The organism is Dyella sp. Tek66A03, assembly GCF_052567735.1.
Window position 1 is genome coordinate 2,626,292 of record NZ_CP199584.1, and the last position, 15,330, is coordinate 2,641,621.

The following is a 15,330-nucleotide window of genomic DNA, read 5'->3' on the forward strand; positions in this document are numbered from 1 at the left end:
TGGCCTAGGAGGTTCCTAAACCAGTGTTGCCGTATCCCTGGTCGATCCGCGGAAGCATGTCCGCCATGTCGTTCATCTAACCACTGCCTGGAGAATTCCTATGAACCTCAAGTTTCTTGCCCTCGCCACTGCCGTCGCCATGGCCGTGACGCCCGCTTCCAACGCCGCCAGCGTGAATCCGGCCCCGGCCGCCAAGAACGTTGTCCTCGTGCACGGCGGCTTCGTCGATGGTTCCGGCTGGCAGAAGGTGTACGACATCCTCAAAAAGGACGGCTACAACGTCACCATCGTGCAGAACCCGACCACCTCGCTTGCCGATGACGTCGCGTTCACCAGGCGTGCTATCGCCCAGCAGGATGGCCCCGTCGTTCTCGTCGGTCACTCCTACGGTGGTGCTGTGATCTCCGAAGCCGGTACTGACCCCAAGGTCAAGAGCCTGGTCTACATCACGGCGTTCGCCCTGGATAAGGGCGAATCGGTGCAATCGATGATCTCTCACCCTGCGCCAGGCGCGCCGCAGCCGCCGATTCTGCCACCGCAGGACGGCTTTTTGCTCCTTGATCGCGCTAAGTTCGCAGCCGCTTTTGCGGGCGATGTCCCGGCCGACGAAGCGGAATTCATGGCCGCATCACAAGTTCCGTGGGGTGTAAACGCATTGGGCGGCATGGTGACGGATCCGGCATGGAAGACCAAGCCGAGCTGGTACATGGTGACCACCGAAGACCACATGATCCCGCCCCCGGCACAACAGATGATGGCCAAGCGCGCGGGTGCGACAGTCGTTGAGGTTGCAGGGAGTCACGCGATCTATGTCTCGCAACCAAAAGCGGTCGCCAAGCTGATTGAGCAGGCGGCCCTCGGCAAGAAGTGAGTGCCTGACGGAGCGGAGCGAATCGTCGCTCCGCTCTGCCCGTCGCCATGTTGCAGCCGCCACTTGGAGGTCGGATACGGGTGTCGGCGAGCCGGATGCGAGCCTCGCGGCCGAGGCCGCCATCGCCGTCTTTCGGGTCGCGTTTGCACAATGGGTTGGCGAATCCGAGGGGCGCAGCTACGGGAGGATCGTGAAGGAATCGCTTGCGCGACTGAGAACGATTGTGGCCTGCTGACGTTGAATCGCCGGCCGACACGAAGGCATACCTGACGGCGAACGCGAGTTACTTCCCTGAGTTAGTGAAAGCGCAAGCCAGCAAGAAATCCATCAGGGATCAGCAGAGTCTTACCCGCGGTCCCGCGCGCATCTAGATCGAGATGCACCTTGGCCGCTTCAGCGACAGTGCGCTGTACCCACGACAACCCTCTCTAATCACCCTGCCCCGAGGTACGCGCGGGAGGTTAACGGGCATCTTGAGATCTCCTCCTCTGAAAGCGCTGTTTCCAAAACAGTGACTTGCTTCGTTTGGCGCACAACTTCCGCCACCTTGCCTCAATGCCGTCGACTCAAGGCGTGATTGCAACGATTCGTCCCATCCGATGGCCCGCCTGCGCAGCAAGGTGCGTCTCGTTGAAGCCCGGGGCAACAAGTATTGCCCCGGGCTCTTCGTGCTGTTCGCGCTTAGTGGATAGCGCTGTAGTTGGCCGGAATCCAGGTATAGCTGTTGTTGCCGTTGGCGCGGATGTGGCCCACGCCGGGGAACGACAAGTGGGCGCCGGCGATCCAGTATCCCTGTTTGGCGGCATCGGCCATCAGCTTCAGACGGGCGGCCTCCGCGGACTTGCTGTCGGCGTCGAAACGGATGGTGACGCTGGGTTGTGCGAATTGCACCGCACCCACGTGAATCACGTCGCCCCAGGCCAGCAGCTTCTGTCCTTCACTCTCCACCAGATAACCTGCGTGACCAGGCGTATGACCGGGCAGCGGCATGGACTTGATGCCAGGCACCAGCTCCGTGGCGCCATCGAACGGCTTGTACCTGCCGGAGTCTACATACGGCTTGAGCGCAGCCTGGGCACCCTGGAAGAAGCCCTTTTCATCCTTCCCGGCCTTGTCCAAATTGGCCTGGCTCAACCAGAAGTCACCCTCGCGCTTGTCGGCGCGCACGATGGCATTGGGGAACACGGCCTTGCCGTCAGCCACCAGGCCGCCGACGTGATCGGGATGCATGTGGGTGATGTAGATTTCGTCCACCTGCGCAGGGGTGTAGCCGGAAGCCTTTAGCGCATCGATCATTTTGCCCAAGTTAGGACCAAACAGTGCGCCTGCACCGGTATCGATCAGCACGAGCTTGTCGCCGGTATTGATCAGAAAAGCGTTGAAGTTCATCTCGTAAGGCGAGCTGATGTAGTTTGCCGCAAGGACCTTCTTCACCTGCTCAGGTGTGGTCTGGGTCAGCAGTTGGTCGACTGGCAACGGCGTCGTGCCATCGAAAAGCGCTGTGACTTCGAACTTCCCGAGCATGAATCGGTAGTACGCCGCATCGGACTTCCTGACCTGCGCTGCCGCCGCTTGGACCTGCTGCACTGGCGCTGCCACGGCGCCCAAGCCAAGGATCACGGCCATTGCAAGGCTGGCACGCATCAACACACCCGAAGATTTCATTCTCGTGACCTTATTGTCTGTAGGGAAGCAACGTTGCACCTCGCGGCGTTGCACCAGCGAGGCATGGGAGAAAGCGGGGTTTCACATTTGGGACTAGATAGTCCAGAATATGCCCATACGCTGTCAAGATGTGCGCTCATGTCAAAAGCTGTATCTCGCGCCGGTCGACCTCGATCGTTTGACCCACAGGTGGCTCTAAGCGATGCCTTGGATGTGTTTTGGCGCAAAGGCTACGAAGCCACTTCGCTGGACGACCTCACCGAGGCGACCCATCTCAGTCGATCAAGTTTCTACGCAGCTTTTGGCTCCAAGCGTGAACTTCTTCTTCATGCCTATCGTCGGTACGCCAATGCGTTCTATGCGGATATGAAGACTCTGGCGGATGAGCATGAGGACACCGACACCGCCCTGCGTGCCGTCGTGAAGGCCTTGGTGGACGCCCGGCCCGATGATCGCGGCTGCTTTTGCGTGAATGCCATCGTGGAACTAGCTCCCAGCGACCCAGAGTTGGCCGAACTCGGGCGCGACCACATCCAGCGTATGTGCACGCTGCTCGAGCAACTCATCACACGACGCGGCACGCGGCGACCGTTGGCACGTGCGCTGGCAGCCACGCTGATGACATTGACCATGGGTAGTGCGGTATTTCGTAAGGCCAGTGTCGCCGAAGGCACCCTAAAATCCGTGCAGCGGCAGGCCCTGGGGTTGCTCGGCCTGGCCTAAGTCCACCCAGCGTTGCGGCGCGCGATACTGCGTGACGTGCTTGCGCAAGCAAAACATTGGATGCCTCTCACGCATGTCGGCAACATGCGATCGCGTTCCGAAAGCGCGCGCTTGGAGCCATGTACCATGTGCTTACCAATGCGCAATATTTTCGTCGATCCCAGCGGTCCCACTCATGAGCAAGCAGTCTTATCACGTCAACACCCAGGATGGCGCGGCCGTCTATTCCGATCGCGTACTGAAGATCTACGACTGGTGGGTTCTAGGATTCTCCAACCGCCTGGCATGGAAATGCCCAACCCATACCGTGCTGTTGCCATTTTTTCGGCAATACCTGAGTTCAAACCATCTGGACGTGGGCGTCGGCTCGGGGTTTTACCTGGCCAATAGTCCAGACCATCCGGGGCAAAAGCTCACACTGCTGGATCTCAACGACAACAGCCTGAAAGCCGCCGGCGCTCGGATTGCCCATTTGCAGCCGACGCTTGTCCGCGACGATGTCCTCCAACCCGGTGGCGCTATAGGTGACAACCGGTTCGACTCCATTTCCCTGTTCTACCTGCTGCATTGTCTGCCAGGAAACATGGCCGGGAAGGCGCCGACGGTGTTCGCCACGCTAGGCAGTCACCTCACTGCGGATGGTGTGCTGTACGGCGCTACCATTCTCGGCGACGAGGCGAACCACAATTGGCTCGGCCGCAGGCTTATGAACCTGTACAACCGGAAAGGCATTTTCGGAAACAACCGAGATACGCTCACGAGCTTGCAATCGGCGCTCTCGGAGCGTTTTGCCAAAGTCGCTGTGTGGCAGACAGGAAAGGTTGCGCTGTTCAGGGCGCAGATGCCGTTGCCCTAGCTCGAAACTTCCCTTCCCTCGAATCTCCGGTTGGCGTCGGCAGTTATCAAACAGGCACGGCGCATACCCAGCGAGGTAAGGCGCACGACCATTGACGGCGAATTGGCCTTTGTTTATACCCTCGATAACACGGGCTAATCGCCCTGCCCCAGCCTTATGACAGGTGGGTTTCTGACGGAACAGAAGCTTCATCTCAATTCACAGGTCACCGCCGAGCCCTGGCCAGATCGCTAGAAAACGAAGGTCTCCTGAGCCCTATATCTGGATGATGCCGCGCTTTAAAGCGGTTACAACGGCGTGCGTGCGGTCCTTTGCACCTAGCTTCGACAAAATGTTCTTCATATGTGACTTGACGGTGTCTTCGCTAATGCCGAACTCAGAGGCAATCTGCTTATTTCCGTAGCCTCGAGCAACTCTGCCAAGGACTTGTAGTTCGCGCTCGGAAAGCATGTCCCCACCCATGTATTCGGCGAGATCGGATGCCACATCGGGGGAAATCACGCGGCGTCCTGCTTTCACTGAGCGAATGGCATCGCGCAACTCTTTGCGAAGAGACGCCTTGAGTAGAAACCCGCTGGCGCCCTTCCTTAACGCGTTGGCCACCTGCACGTCGCCACGATACGTCGTCAGGACGAGAATGCATGCGCTCGGAAACTCTGAGCGTATGGCGCACATTGCATCGACTCCGCTCATGTCAGGCAATTGCAGGTCCATCAACGTGACGTCCGGTCGGTGCGCGCGAAACGCTTCAATGGCCGATCTGCCATTCGCCGCATTCGCCACGATGCGCATGTCCGTTTCGTCAGAAAGTGCGAAGGCAACGCCGTCGCGAAGAAGCGGATGGTCATCGACAACAAGCACGGTAATCACTTGGGAGTTGCTGGGTGACATTGGCATTTCACTCGTCCTGGCCGTCGAATGATCGCGCTTTCGATCCGCGCCCTGGGAACACCAAGCGAACAAGCTCCAGCCGGCGACGCCATCTATTTAGCGGTCGGCGAAACGCAATGGAGGCCGGCACGGCCAACTCCAGCGCAGTGCCGATACCTGGCCGGCTGGAAAGAGTGAGTCGCGCGCGGAGGCTCGCCGCGCGTTCATGCAAGCCTTTCATGCCCCAGTGCCCAGCAGGGCCGTATCTGGCGACCGCGTCTGCATCAAAACCGATGCCATCATCGACAATGCTTAGCGTCAGATGCTTTCGCCCGTACGCCAGGCTTACGTCAATGCGGCTGGCTTGCGCATGGCGAAAGGCATTCGCCATGACCTCTTGGGCCACGCGCAGCACTTCATCGCCGGCGGCCGGGTCGAGTGAGCGGGGCATTCCCTCAACCGTAAGCCTGAAAGTGATGCGGGTATCGCGCGCGAATTCCTCGCCCATCTGCTGCAGGGATCTTTCCAGATTGGCCTCTTGCTGCTCCAAGGTCCGCAGGTTTGTAAGGCGATCACGGCCTTCGATGATCACCTCATCCGCGTGATCGAGGGCTCTTTCCATAAGGTCCCGCGCTGGCTGTGTCGCGGGTATGCGTTCCATTGCTGATTGAAAGCGTAGCATCAACCCCTGCACCGCTTGCAGAAACGTGTCGTGGAGTTCCCGTGCAATGCGTTCCCGCTCGGCATGTCTCTCTTCAAAAATCGTGCGCATCTGAGCCTTGATATAAGCGAGCCGCCAGGCAAACAGCATCCAGAGCGCCAACGCGACCAAGGCCACGACAAGCAGCATGAAGAGGCCGGTCTGGTAGAACGCCGCTTTCACGCTGAAGACCAAGGGCGTCGGCGTCTCTTCCCAGCCGCCGTTGCCTGTGCTTGCCGCGACGCGGAAGCGGTAGGTTCCTGGCGGCAAGTCCGTATAGAACGCCTGGCGTCGCTGGCCCGCCTCCACCCAATCCTGGTCGCGTCCATCAAGGCGGTATCGGAAGCGGAGATGTTGTGGCACTGCCAGCCCTGTCGCGGTGTAATCGAATTGCACGTCATGGGTCAGGGCCGGAAGGGCTAGATCATCGGCAACAGGGTACAGCTTTCGGTCCGCTGTCAGACTTTCGATGTGGATCGGCAGCGCGCCGCCCGTCGCCACGTTTGCCTGCGGATCGAATGACTGCAGGACGACACCATTGGCAAACCACAGCGACCCATTGGGCGCGCGCGCGGCCTTCCTTTGAAAGGGCGCCAAGCCGGGACGCACGCCATCAAGTACATCGAAAACGTCGACGCCTATGGTATGAGCGGGATGGCGAAGCGCTTCCTCGACATCCGCAAGCTTGACCTCCGCCAAGCCGCAGCTCATGGATAGCCACAGCGAGCCATCCTCACCATCGACAAGTCCGTGTACCGCATCGCAGGGAAGTCCATCCTTGGCTGAAAGTATGCGCAGCGCGCCGTTCTTGAACACAATCAGGCCCTTGCCTGTTGCTCCAAGCACAAGTCCGTCATTGGCCACCACGATATCGAGCACGGGTGTGTCCAAGTGCGTCGACACTTGCTGTCCCGATGCGCCAGGACGTGCCAGGTCACCGTGCTGAAGCCCAAGCCATATGCCGCCGTCGCGGTCCGATGCAAGCGACCGCACCTGCGGGAATTGGGGCGCGTCAAATTCTTCAACGACATGTTCATTGCGAATGCGTAACAGCTTTGATGGATGACCGCGCAACTGCGTCCATACATCTCCCTCAGCATCTTGTGCCAAGGCGAATGCCATCCCTTTCAACGCTTTTCCATGCTGGTCGAGCACCACGGAAAATTTTCCGGCCGCGTAAACCCATAGGCCCTCGTCAATGCCAACCCAAACGCGTCCCGCAAGGTCTTCGAACAGCGCGGTCACCTGGGTGCCCGGCAATTCCTTGCCGGAGCGGAGCGAATGGAATTTCCCATGATCGAGGACATCCAGGCCACTGGCAGTTCCCGCCCAAATCCTGCCGTCGCGGCCGGCCAGGACCGAGTCGACTTCATCCACCGCCAGGCCTTCCTGGGTCGTGTAGCTCCAGACCCTGAAGTCTCGAAATCGGTCCAGCCCGGCCGAGGTTGTCACCCACATGTTCCCTTCCCGGTCTTCAAAGAAGGAATAAATATTGTCGCTGGTCAGCCCATCCTTGCGGTCAAAGTGATCCACCCTTCCTGAATCAATGCGGTAAATGCCGTGATCGATGGTGCCTATCCATAGCGCACCCGCATGATCTCGGAACATGGATTGCACGGCGAGAGAGCTTCCTGCCAATGCAGGAGTCTGGAATGGCTGCCATTGGCCGCCAACGAGACGCTGCAAGCCCAGGCCCGTCCCCGTCATCGGCAAGCCCGCCCAAATCTCACCCGTGGGTTCCCGCGCGAGAACCAGAGCACCGGGGGTACCCGCCTTGATTTTCGCTTCGATGGGAAATGACTTTGACAGTGCGTGTTGGTGCCATTCGACCACCGACGTGTCGGTTCCCATCCAGAAGGTTCCCTTGCCGTCGGTGATCATCCGATCGCAAAAAATGCCTAGAGCTTCCAGTCCATCTTCCTTGCCATGGCAAGTCACACCGGAACCGGCGACCTCGCACAATGGTTTGGAGTCCTTGCCGATGGTCAGGAGCCAGACCTTCCCGTTGTCGTCCTCGGCGAGCGAAAACACGCTACCGTCCACTCCGCCATAGTCGGTGAGCTTGCCGTTCTTCCATCGGCTTAAGCCAGCCGGCGTGCCAATCCACAAGCTGCCATCCTTCGCGCCAAGCAGCGCCAGGATGAAGGGATTACGCAATCGGCTTTTGGTCAAAGTATCGAGCGGCACGAAACGCGCGCCGTCGTACCGCACCACGCCTGCCTGCGTACCTATCCACAAATAACCGTCCGCTGTCTGCGCCAGGGGATAGGCGGGAGCGGGAAGTTCGCCGTCCTGCAGTCGCCACCCCGTATGCCCGTACTGCGAAAGCAGGCGACTAGGGTCAACCGCACGGGCGACACCGCCGGCCCCGAGCATGGCAAAGAGCATGAACGCGGTAGCGCGCCGAAGCCATGCAAGCCTATGGTGATGTGAGGATGAAAGCCTGTCTGCACAGTGCACCAATGCCTTCTCTCCTACTCGTCTCTTGTCTCGTCGATCTTCGCCCATGCCAACCGGATTGCAAATCCCGCCGTCCATGGCTGCCGCCACAGACTTTATTAGGCAATGCCTCAAAAGGGTGAGTCCACCGCTCCACCATGTGGGGGTGTTGCCGGCAAGAATGGAGCCTAGCCTACCTCCATGCAGCGCTTATTTTCCATGTTCCCTGTCGGTCTGCCGGGTGTCGGCTTGCTTTGTCTGCGCCTCACGGCAGCCCTTTCGCTCTGTCTGGCGACACAGTCGACGCGAATCAGGTTTCCTGCGCTTGCGTGGCTACTGGAGATCCTTTGCTTCTTGTTGATCATCGGCTTGGCGACGCCCGTACTTGCCTCGTGTTGTGTCGTGGCCGGGGCGTACGCGTTGATCAGCACCGATGGCGCGGCGTGGCGGTGCGCGGGAATTGCCATTCCGGTTGCCATCGCGCTCGCGCTCCTGGGTCCGGGTGGCTACTCCGTCGATGCCCGGATGTTCGGCCGCAGGAGTGTTGTGCTCAACGACCCGAACGCGCCTCCCGAGCGCCGGGATCGAACATAGAGGCGTGCAAGCCATTCCGTCACGCAACTGGTCAGAAATCCCGGCCAGGGTGACGGCACGAGTAGCGATATGACGCATCCCATCGGCTTCAGCGACGCAGGCTCAGCCATGAAACGTAAGAGAACGCTCTGGATTGCGGGAACCCTCTTAATGGTGGCAACGCTTGGGAGCGTCGCCTACGCCGTGTCCGCGCAGGACAAGTACGCCTTGAAGGTTCCGGGCGGCCTCGCCTTCTCCGAGCTCTGGGGTTATGAAAAGTGGCAGGTCGTTTCCGTCAGCGAAGACGGAGGTCTCCTCGCGGTGGTGGTTGCCAACCAGGCCATGATCGACGCGTACTGGTCCGGTATTCCAGGTAATGGCAAGCCGTTCCCGGACGGCTCGAAGATGGCCACGGTTCACTGGGACACGAAAAAGCTCGAAACCTTCCCGGCGGCGACCGTGCCTGCCACGCAGCACGATGTCGACTTCATGGTCAAAGACAGCAAGCGGTTTGCGGACATTCGACGCCGATCACCTCTGATCCGGCATGAGCGGAAGCTATGGCCATGGTTACCACTTTGCCACCGGTGATGGCCTTTGCAATCGGGTGGCTCAATCGAAAGGAACGTAGTCATGACTTTTGAACATGCACCTACCAAAGCGCTCAACGTGAATGGCACATCCTTCGTATACCGGGAAGTGGGGGATAAAGGCAGTGTGCCGGTGGTCTTGCTCCATCACCTGACGGCCGTGCTCGACGACTGGGATCCCAGAGTGGTCGACGGCCTTGCAGCCAAGCACCACGTCATCGCATTCGACAATCGCGGGGTGGGTAAGTCGGGCGGCTCTACGCCTAGCTCCATCGAGGAGATGGCGCGCGACGCGGTCGCCTTCATCCGTGCCCTCGGATTGAGCAAAGTTGATCTGCTGGGCTTCTCGCTGGGCGGATTCATCGCTCAAGCCATTGCGCAGGAACAGCCCGACCTCGTTCGCAAGATCATTATCGCCGGCTCGGGTCCTGCGGGCGGTGAAGGCATCTCGAACATGGGCGCGGTTCTACAGGATGCCCTCGCCAAGGCTGGTGCCTCGGGCAAACATCCGAAGCACTTCTTGTTCTTCTCTCAGACCAGCAACGGGCAAGCTGCAGCCAACGCTTTCCTCGCCCGCCTGAATGAGCGCAAGGAAGACCGCGACGCTCCGATAAGTAACGAAACCATTCATGCCCAACTGACTGCGATTCATGCCTGGGGACAAGGCGACGCCTCCAAGCTAGGCGAGATTCATCATCCCGTTCTCGTTGCCAACGGCGACAACGACGTCATGGCGCCGACGATCAATTCATTTGGGTTGGCGCGTCGACTCCCCAATGCGCAGCTCAGCATTTTTCCGGATGCCAGCCACGGCGGCATCTTCCAATACCACACGGCATTCGTTCAGCAGGCTCTCGACTTTCTTCGCTGACCGGAGAAGTCGGACGCTAGCCCGACCGAGGACTGCAAGCCGTACACATCAATGCGGCCGTCTGAAAAGATTTTTCTCAAACCGTGTGGGCACCACCGGCAGCGAAATATTGTTGGATCAGTACCCGTGGCAACCCGCCTGGGATCCATCGACAAGTTTCGTATCCATTTCACAAAACCTCCAGGAACTCGCGAAAATGAAACTGCTCCTCTCTGCTCTCGCCACTTCTATCCTCGCTTTCAGTACAAGCGCCATGGCTGTAGAAAAGCCGCCCATCGTTTTGGTCCATGGGGCCTTCGAGAACGCCTCGGTCTGGGGCCACGTGACCGCCAAACTTGAAGCCGATGGCTATAAGGTCGTGGCCGTCGATCTGCCGGGTCGTCCGGGAAACCCCGCTGCACCCGACAAGGTCAGCCTGAGCCTCTACGGCGACACGGTCGTGGAGGCGCTGACGAAGCTCAACCGTCCTGCGGTAGTCGTGGGCCACAGCTTCGGCGGCATCGTCATCGCCGACGCGGCTGAAAAGGCACCGGCGAAGATCAAGACACTCGTGTTCGCGGCCGCCTATTTGCCGCACGATGGCGATTCACTGGTGTCGATGGCCAATAAGGACGCCGATGCCAAGATTGGCCCCCACCTGCAGATCGACAAGGACAAGGGCATCGCGTCGATTGAGTACTCCGCGCGCGCCGACCTGTTCGCAAATGGCGGCCCTGAAGGCTTGCGCAAAGCGATCCCCGACTTGATCCTGGACGAGCCGCTCGCCCCGCTGGGCACGCCTGTGCACGTCACCGCTGGCAAGTTCGGCCAGGTCGACAAGGTCTATATTCATACCGCCAATGACCGGGTGATCAGCCCGTCCTTCCAGGCACAGATGGTCGCCAGCACACCGGTGCGTCGCGAGTTCACCCTGCAAACCGGCCACACGCCGTTCCTTACGGTCCCCGATGAACTTGCCGCCGCTATCGAAGCCGCCGCTGCCCGTTGATACAGCCGATCCACTCAGCAAGCACTCGGCACGTGCAGGGCGACAAGACGTATCGCCTTGCACGTGTCCACACTCTCGTCCCAGCAACTGCACGAATGGGACAACCGCCTGCAATCCCACGATTCCATATTGTTTGCTCATCTCGCAGGGGCCGCTCATGATCCACGATGTTGAACAGAAGCCTTTCAAAGGTGTGCGTACCGAAGTTACCAGCTCGGTGGGCTTTGACGAGGTACTGACACGCCTTCGCTCCCTGATGGGACGCGTCAATCCATCGGAGATCGTGACCCTGGCGCAATCGGGCATCCCTGAAGCGGAATTCGTCCGCGTCGTGCAAGAACGGTTCGAAAGGGAAAGCGGCTTCATGCTGTTTGCCGAGATCGATCATGGCGGCTGGCTATCTAGATTTCGGATCCACCGGCGCACGGTTCGCTGGATTCTTGGAAACCCGCTGATCGCCGTCACGATGATCCGGCACGACATGACCGCTGGTCTTTTCGCGCCCGTCGAGATCCTGGTCACCGAGGCCGAGGATGGTCATGGCACGCTGGTGACCTACGTCCGCCCTTCTTCGCTGATGGTGATCGAGGAGAACCCGCCGCTCCTTGCCATGGCAACGCTACTGGACGCCAAATTCGATGCTCTTATCGAGCGCGCCACTAAATCCTAGGCGGATAGAGTCTGAAAAAGCTCCGGATAGCTCTCCGGCGAGAGCGCTATTGGGTTGGAGATTGGTCAAACCGCCGTTTGCTGGATCTTCGCCTCACTTGGCGCGTATCCGAAGTGGTTCTTGAACGCTCGGCTAAATGCAGCGTCGGAGGCGTAGCCAGTCTTGTAGGCGGCCTCTGTGACCTTGAGCGCCTAGACAGCTTTCGACAGGCGGCATCCGAGGTGACAGAATTCGCGGCTTACGAAAGTTCGCAGAAATAAGCCAGGTCACCCCCAGAACTTTGCATCGGGAATTGCCAAATGCAGACGAAGTCGGTCCTGTTTCCCGCTTACGACGGAATGGCAGTGCTGGGCACGGGCGGGCCCATCACGGTATTCTGGTGGGCCTCGCATTACCTCCGTTTGCGCGGTAGCGCGGGCTATGCGACCCACATCGTGAGCCCCGATGCTGGTGTTGTCGTCAGCAACGAGGGTGTCCCCATCCAGACCGAACTGTTGTCTGACTTCGATGATGTCGCGATTGACACCATCTTCGTGCCGGGGTCGAGCAATATCGAGCGGATGCTCCAGAGCAGCCGCATCGTGGCGTGGCTGAAAGACTCATCAGCCAGGGCGCATCGTACGGCGTCGGAGTGTACTGGTGCCTTTCTTCTGGCCGAGGCCGGCCTCCTGCAAAATCGTCGCGTGGTCACCCATTGGGCGTCTTGCGACTTGCTTGCTTCGTCGTATCCAGCGCTGAACGTGGAAAGAGAAGCCATCTTCGTTCGCGACGATCCGTTCTGGACATCCGCAGGATTCACCTCCTGTATCGATATGGCCCTGGCCCTGGTCGAAGACGATTATGGCCACGAACTTGCCATGCAAGTTTCGCGAAAACTCATCGTCTACCTTAAGCGGACGGGCGGGCAGCCGCAGTTCAGTCAGCCCCTGCAGACACAGGCCATGAACACCACGGCGTTCGACGCCTTGCATTTTTGGTTGGTCGAACATTTTGCCAAGGAGGATCTGAACATCGAGGCATTGGCCAAGCGCGTACACATGAGTCCACGGAATTTTGCACGAAGTTACAAGCAGAGAACTGGCAGAAGTCCAGGGAAGACCATCGAGCTTTTCCGGCTCGAGGCGGCTCAACGACTTCTCGACGAAACTGACGACGGAATCGAATCGGTCGCGAGACGTTGCGGTTTCGGTGACCAGCAACGGATGCTGGCGACCTTCAAGCGAAACCTTGGCATCACGCCGCGGGAATACCGGCAACGGCGGACGCGTACCTGATATTTGTGTGTGACGGACTCTTTGCCGACCGCGTGGGATGGCTGGGAGGCCTGGCTGAGGAGCGAATCGGACGCGTGCTGGTAGCGATGCACGCTGATCCCTTCAAACGATGGACGGTCGAGATGCTTGCCGCCGTGGCGTCGATGTCTCGTTCGATATTTGCCGAACGTTTTACCTCAGCCGTCGGTGAGCCGCCGCTGCGCTATCTTTCACTGTGGCGCCTGACCATTGCAGCAGACATGCTTCGGAGTGGTGGGCTCAAGGTCACAGAGGCCGCATTACAAAACTGTAATCCATAGCAATAAAACAAGGTTTTTTGTCGTTGTCAGACACCTTCCGCGTCCTCAACATTCGCTCCGGCCGTGGTGCATCGCATCAGGCCTCCGGACCGAGTGACACCCTGTGACAGCACGGTCGCCGACAGATCGTGCCGACCAGGGCCACAGCGTCCCACCATTGCATCTGTCTTACGGCAATCCAGGCCATGGCGGAGGTGTGAGTGTGCGCGGCGTTCCGCTCCGGATCCTGCATCCGCATTCTGGGGGGGGTGCCCGGTAAGTACGTTTTTGGAGAAGGTTGTATGACGATGAAAAGTATGTTCCCGGAACAGACCAACGACTCTGCACAGTTTCGACATGACGAGCAGTCGATCAGCGACATCGAAGCACTTCTTGAACAGGATATTTATGGCAACACGTCGCCGCAGTCACTTCTCGTGAAAGTGGCGGCGCGAAGACGGCGCACGAACGCTGCAGAAGCGCGAAAAAGGTCCGGCTGGCCGGAACCGTTGTTCCGGATCTACTAAGTCCGCAATTAACACCGGACTTCGCAGCCCTGCCCATAAGGAACACGCGCATCTCAGATGCGCGGGGCAGGTTTACATCACCAACCAAGGAGCGTTTTAGATGGAAGGCGGCGACGGCGAAATCAAGCGTGGAACCTAAGCATCCCAAGGAGGTGGAACAGCACGAGTGCATCGATTTCTACGATGCCGCACATGGACGCCCATACGAGTGGGAGGTCAAACAAAAGAAAGAAGTGATTCCGTTGCGCGTCAAGGCGCGACTACTGGTATCGGATTCTGGAACACTGCTCGGCGCATGCGAAGCCGGCGCCGGCATAGCCCAGATACTGGAAATCGGGTGCGAGCACCTTCTGAAAAGCGGGAGACTGGTGGAACTATTTCCTGGATGGTCGGACGAGCGCTTTCCGCTCCATGCCATCTACCCTTCACGCCTACACCGCGCGGCCAAGGTGCGGGCGTTTATCGATTTTGTTGTCGACATACTGGGCGCCCCCCGGATTGACGTGAGACCGCCACAATCGTGAAGTGACTGGCGTTCCGGCGGCGCATCGGGAACGAGGCGCGAGGCGAACATCAATCGATACCGCTAAACGTTCTGCTCTCCGAATTGGAGATACGCGACGGCCATCCGCTTAACGTTGCCGTCTACGTCTCCCGACTCCGTCGCAACTTACAGCTTCGAACCGCCATCCACTTGCAGGGTGTCGCCAGTGATCCAGCGCGCCTCATCTGAGGCAAGAAACGCGACGGCACCCGCGATGTCATCGGGCTGTGCGAGGCGCTTGAGCGCCTGCATGCCTAGCGTCACGTTGCGACCTTCCTCGGTCTTGGTGAAATTGGACATATCCGTTTCCACCACCCCCGGTGCGACGGCGTTGACACGGATGCCACGGGAGCCTAACGACGCCGCGAAATGCTTGACCAGTGTGTCAACGGCACCCTTGGTCGCCGCATAAGCCGACATGTTGCCTACCGCAGCGCGTGCGGCGAGCGAAGAGGTAAAGATGATGTTGCTACCCGTGCACATGGTAGGTAGCAATTGCTGGATCAGGAAATACGGTGCACGCACGTTGACGGCAAACAGCTGGTCGAAGTCCTCGACCGTAGTGTCTTCGATGGTCGCTGCCTTCGAGACGCCTGCATTGGCGACGAGGATGTCCAGGCGGTCGCCAAGGATGCTGCGAACCTGCTTGGCCAATTCATGCGGACCATTCGGCGTGCTTAGATCGGCGCCCAATTTCTCCGCGCGACCGCCGGCCTTGCGGATCTCATCCACCACGGCGTCGGCTTCTTTGTGCGCGCTGCTGTAGTGGACCAGGACCTGGGCGCCGGATCTGGCGAGGGCAAACGCGGCGGCGCGGCCGATGCCGCGCGAGGCGCCCGTGACCAGCGCCGTTTTACCCGTGAGATTACTCATGACATGTCTCCTTTCGTA

Annotated in this window: 16 protein-coding genes and 1 pseudogene; 12 read left to right on the forward strand and 5 right to left on the reverse strand. The window is 59.4% G+C overall.

Annotated features, from left to right (window positions below):
- Positions 1-100: 100 nt before the first annotated feature.
- On the forward strand, positions 101-871 hold the full coding sequence (locus tag ACT01B_RS11545; RefSeq protein ID WP_445143405.1) for an alpha/beta hydrolase: 771 nt from the start codon (positions 101-103) through the stop codon (positions 869-871).
- A 681-nt stretch (positions 872-1,552) separates the two neighbouring features.
- Here the strand turns inward: ACT01B_RS11545 and ACT01B_RS11550 are convergent.
- Positions 1,553-2,536, reverse strand: coding sequence for an MBL fold metallo-hydrolase (locus ACT01B_RS11550; RefSeq protein ID WP_445143406.1), 984 nt, complete (start codon positions 2,534-2,536; stop codon positions 1,553-1,555).
- A 213-nt stretch (positions 2,537-2,749) separates the two neighbouring features.
- Between ACT01B_RS11550 and ACT01B_RS11555 the strand changes: the two genes are divergently transcribed.
- Complete coding sequence (locus ACT01B_RS11555; protein ID WP_445143407.1) at positions 2,750-3,259, forward strand: TetR/AcrR family transcriptional regulator; 510 nt, start codon at positions 2,750-2,752, stop codon at positions 3,257-3,259.
- A 175-nt stretch (positions 3,260-3,434) separates the two neighbouring features.
- Positions 3,435-4,115, forward strand: a complete 681-nt coding sequence (locus ACT01B_RS11560; protein ID WP_445143408.1) for a class I SAM-dependent methyltransferase — start codon at positions 3,435-3,437, stop codon at positions 4,113-4,115.
- 255 nt (positions 4,116-4,370) lie between these two features.
- Here ACT01B_RS11560 and ACT01B_RS11565 read toward each other — a convergent pair whose 3' ends face one another.
- Both ACT01B_RS11565 and ACT01B_RS11570 read right to left on the reverse strand, forming a co-directional pair.
- Positions 4,371-5,006 carry a response regulator gene (locus ACT01B_RS11565; protein ID WP_445147470.1) on the reverse strand — a complete coding sequence of 212 codons (636 nt, stop codon included), beginning with the start codon at positions 5,004-5,006 and terminating at the stop codon, positions 4,371-4,373.
- A 7-nt stretch (positions 5,007-5,013) separates the two neighbouring features.
- Positions 5,014-8,073: a sensor histidine kinase gene (locus ACT01B_RS11570; RefSeq protein ID WP_445143409.1), complete on the reverse strand. Its 3,060-nt coding sequence runs from the start codon at positions 8,071-8,073 to the stop codon at positions 5,014-5,016.
- Positions 8,074-8,325: 252 nt separating this feature from the next.
- Between ACT01B_RS11570 and ACT01B_RS11575 the strand changes: the two genes are divergently transcribed.
- The 5 genes from ACT01B_RS11575 (at position 8,326) to ACT01B_RS11595 (ending at position 11,816) form a co-directional block, all read left to right on the forward strand.
- Positions 8,326-8,718, forward strand: a complete 393-nt coding sequence (locus tag ACT01B_RS11575) for a hypothetical protein (RefSeq protein ID WP_445143410.1) — start codon at positions 8,326-8,328, stop codon at positions 8,716-8,718.
- 69 nt (positions 8,719-8,787) lie between these two features.
- Positions 8,788-9,288, forward strand: a complete 501-nt coding sequence (locus ACT01B_RS11580) for a cytochrome P460 family protein (RefSeq protein ID WP_445143411.1) — start codon at positions 8,788-8,790, stop codon at positions 9,286-9,288.
- A 42-nt stretch (positions 9,289-9,330) separates the two neighbouring features.
- A complete protein-coding gene (locus tag ACT01B_RS11585) occupies positions 9,331-10,158 on the forward strand; it encodes an alpha/beta fold hydrolase (protein WP_445143412.1) in 828 nt (275 codons plus the stop codon).
- Between the two features lie 85 nt (positions 10,159-10,243).
- Positions 10,244-11,146: an alpha/beta fold hydrolase gene (locus ACT01B_RS11590; protein ID WP_445143413.1), complete on the forward strand. Its 903-nt coding sequence runs from the start codon at positions 10,244-10,246 to the stop codon at positions 11,144-11,146.
- Between the two features lie 157 nt (positions 11,147-11,303).
- Entirely contained in the window at positions 11,304-11,816 is a 513-nt protein-coding gene (locus ACT01B_RS11595; RefSeq protein WP_445143414.1) for a DUF302 domain-containing protein, read from the forward strand.
- Between the two features lie 65 nt (positions 11,817-11,881).
- On the opposite strand, the pseudogene ACT01B_RS11600 reads toward ACT01B_RS11595, so the two are convergent.
- Positions 11,882-11,959, reverse strand: a pseudogene (locus ACT01B_RS11600) (hypothetical protein); the annotation flags it as partial.
- A 156-nt stretch (positions 11,960-12,115) separates the two neighbouring features.
- Here ACT01B_RS11600 and ACT01B_RS11605 point away from each other — a divergent pair.
- The 4 genes from ACT01B_RS11605 (at position 12,116) to ACT01B_RS11620 (ending at position 14,419) form a co-directional block, all read left to right on the forward strand.
- Positions 12,116-13,090: a GlxA family transcriptional regulator gene (locus ACT01B_RS11605; protein ID WP_445143415.1), complete on the forward strand. Its 975-nt coding sequence runs from the start codon at positions 12,116-12,118 to the stop codon at positions 13,088-13,090.
- A gap of 74 nt (positions 13,091-13,164) precedes the next feature.
- Complete coding sequence (locus tag ACT01B_RS11610; RefSeq protein ID WP_445143416.1) at positions 13,165-13,389, forward strand: helix-turn-helix domain-containing protein; 225 nt, start codon at positions 13,165-13,167, stop codon at positions 13,387-13,389.
- Positions 13,390-13,670: 281 nt separating this feature from the next.
- Complete coding sequence (locus ACT01B_RS11615; protein WP_445143417.1) at positions 13,671-13,895, forward strand: hypothetical protein; 225 nt, start codon at positions 13,671-13,673, stop codon at positions 13,893-13,895.
- 128 nt (positions 13,896-14,023) lie between these two features.
- A complete protein-coding gene (locus tag ACT01B_RS11620; RefSeq protein ID WP_445143418.1) occupies positions 14,024-14,419 on the forward strand; it encodes a LysR substrate-binding domain-containing protein in 396 nt (131 codons plus the stop codon).
- A gap of 146 nt (positions 14,420-14,565) precedes the next feature.
- Here ACT01B_RS11620 and ACT01B_RS11625 read toward each other — a convergent pair whose 3' ends face one another.
- On the reverse strand, positions 14,566-15,312 hold the full coding sequence (locus ACT01B_RS11625; RefSeq protein ID WP_445143419.1) for an SDR family NAD(P)-dependent oxidoreductase: 747 nt from the start codon (positions 15,310-15,312) through the stop codon (positions 14,566-14,568).
- Positions 15,313-15,330 lie beyond the last annotated feature (18 nt).

Coding starts and splice junctions, on each gene's coding strand:
- ACT01B_RS11580 (WP_445143411.1), top strand. CDS start 8,788: ATGACGCATCCCATCGGCTTCAGCGACGCAGGCTCAGCCATGAAACGT.
- ACT01B_RS11550 (WP_445143406.1), bottom strand. CDS start 2,536: ATGAAATCTTCGGGTGTGTTGATGCGTGCCAGCCTTGCAATGGCCGTG.
- ACT01B_RS11565 (WP_445147470.1), bottom strand. CDS start 5,006: ATGTCACCCAGCAACTCCCAAGTGATTACCGTGCTTGTTGTCGATGAC.
- ACT01B_RS11615 (WP_445143417.1), top strand. CDS start 13,671: ATGACGATGAAAAGTATGTTCCCGGAACAGACCAACGACTCTGCACAG.
- ACT01B_RS11595 (WP_445143414.1), top strand. CDS start 11,304: ATGATCCACGATGTTGAACAGAAGCCTTTCAAAGGTGTGCGTACCGAA.
- ACT01B_RS11575 (WP_445143410.1), top strand. CDS start 8,326: ATGCAGCGCTTATTTTCCATGTTCCCTGTCGGTCTGCCGGGTGTCGGC.
- ACT01B_RS11625 (WP_445143419.1), bottom strand. CDS start 15,312: ATGAGTAATCTCACGGGTAAAACGGCGCTGGTCACGGGCGCCTCGCGC.
- ACT01B_RS11545 (WP_445143405.1), top strand. CDS start 101: ATGAACCTCAAGTTTCTTGCCCTCGCCACTGCCGTCGCCATGGCCGTG.
- ACT01B_RS11570 (WP_445143409.1), bottom strand. CDS start 8,073: ATGCTCTTTGCCATGCTCGGGGCCGGCGGTGTCGCCCGTGCGGTTGAC.
- ACT01B_RS11560 (WP_445143408.1), top strand. CDS start 3,435: ATGAGCAAGCAGTCTTATCACGTCAACACCCAGGATGGCGCGGCCGTC.
- ACT01B_RS11585 (WP_445143412.1), top strand. CDS start 9,331: ATGACTTTTGAACATGCACCTACCAAAGCGCTCAACGTGAATGGCACA.
- ACT01B_RS11605 (WP_445143415.1), top strand. CDS start 12,116: ATGCAGACGAAGTCGGTCCTGTTTCCCGCTTACGACGGAATGGCAGTG.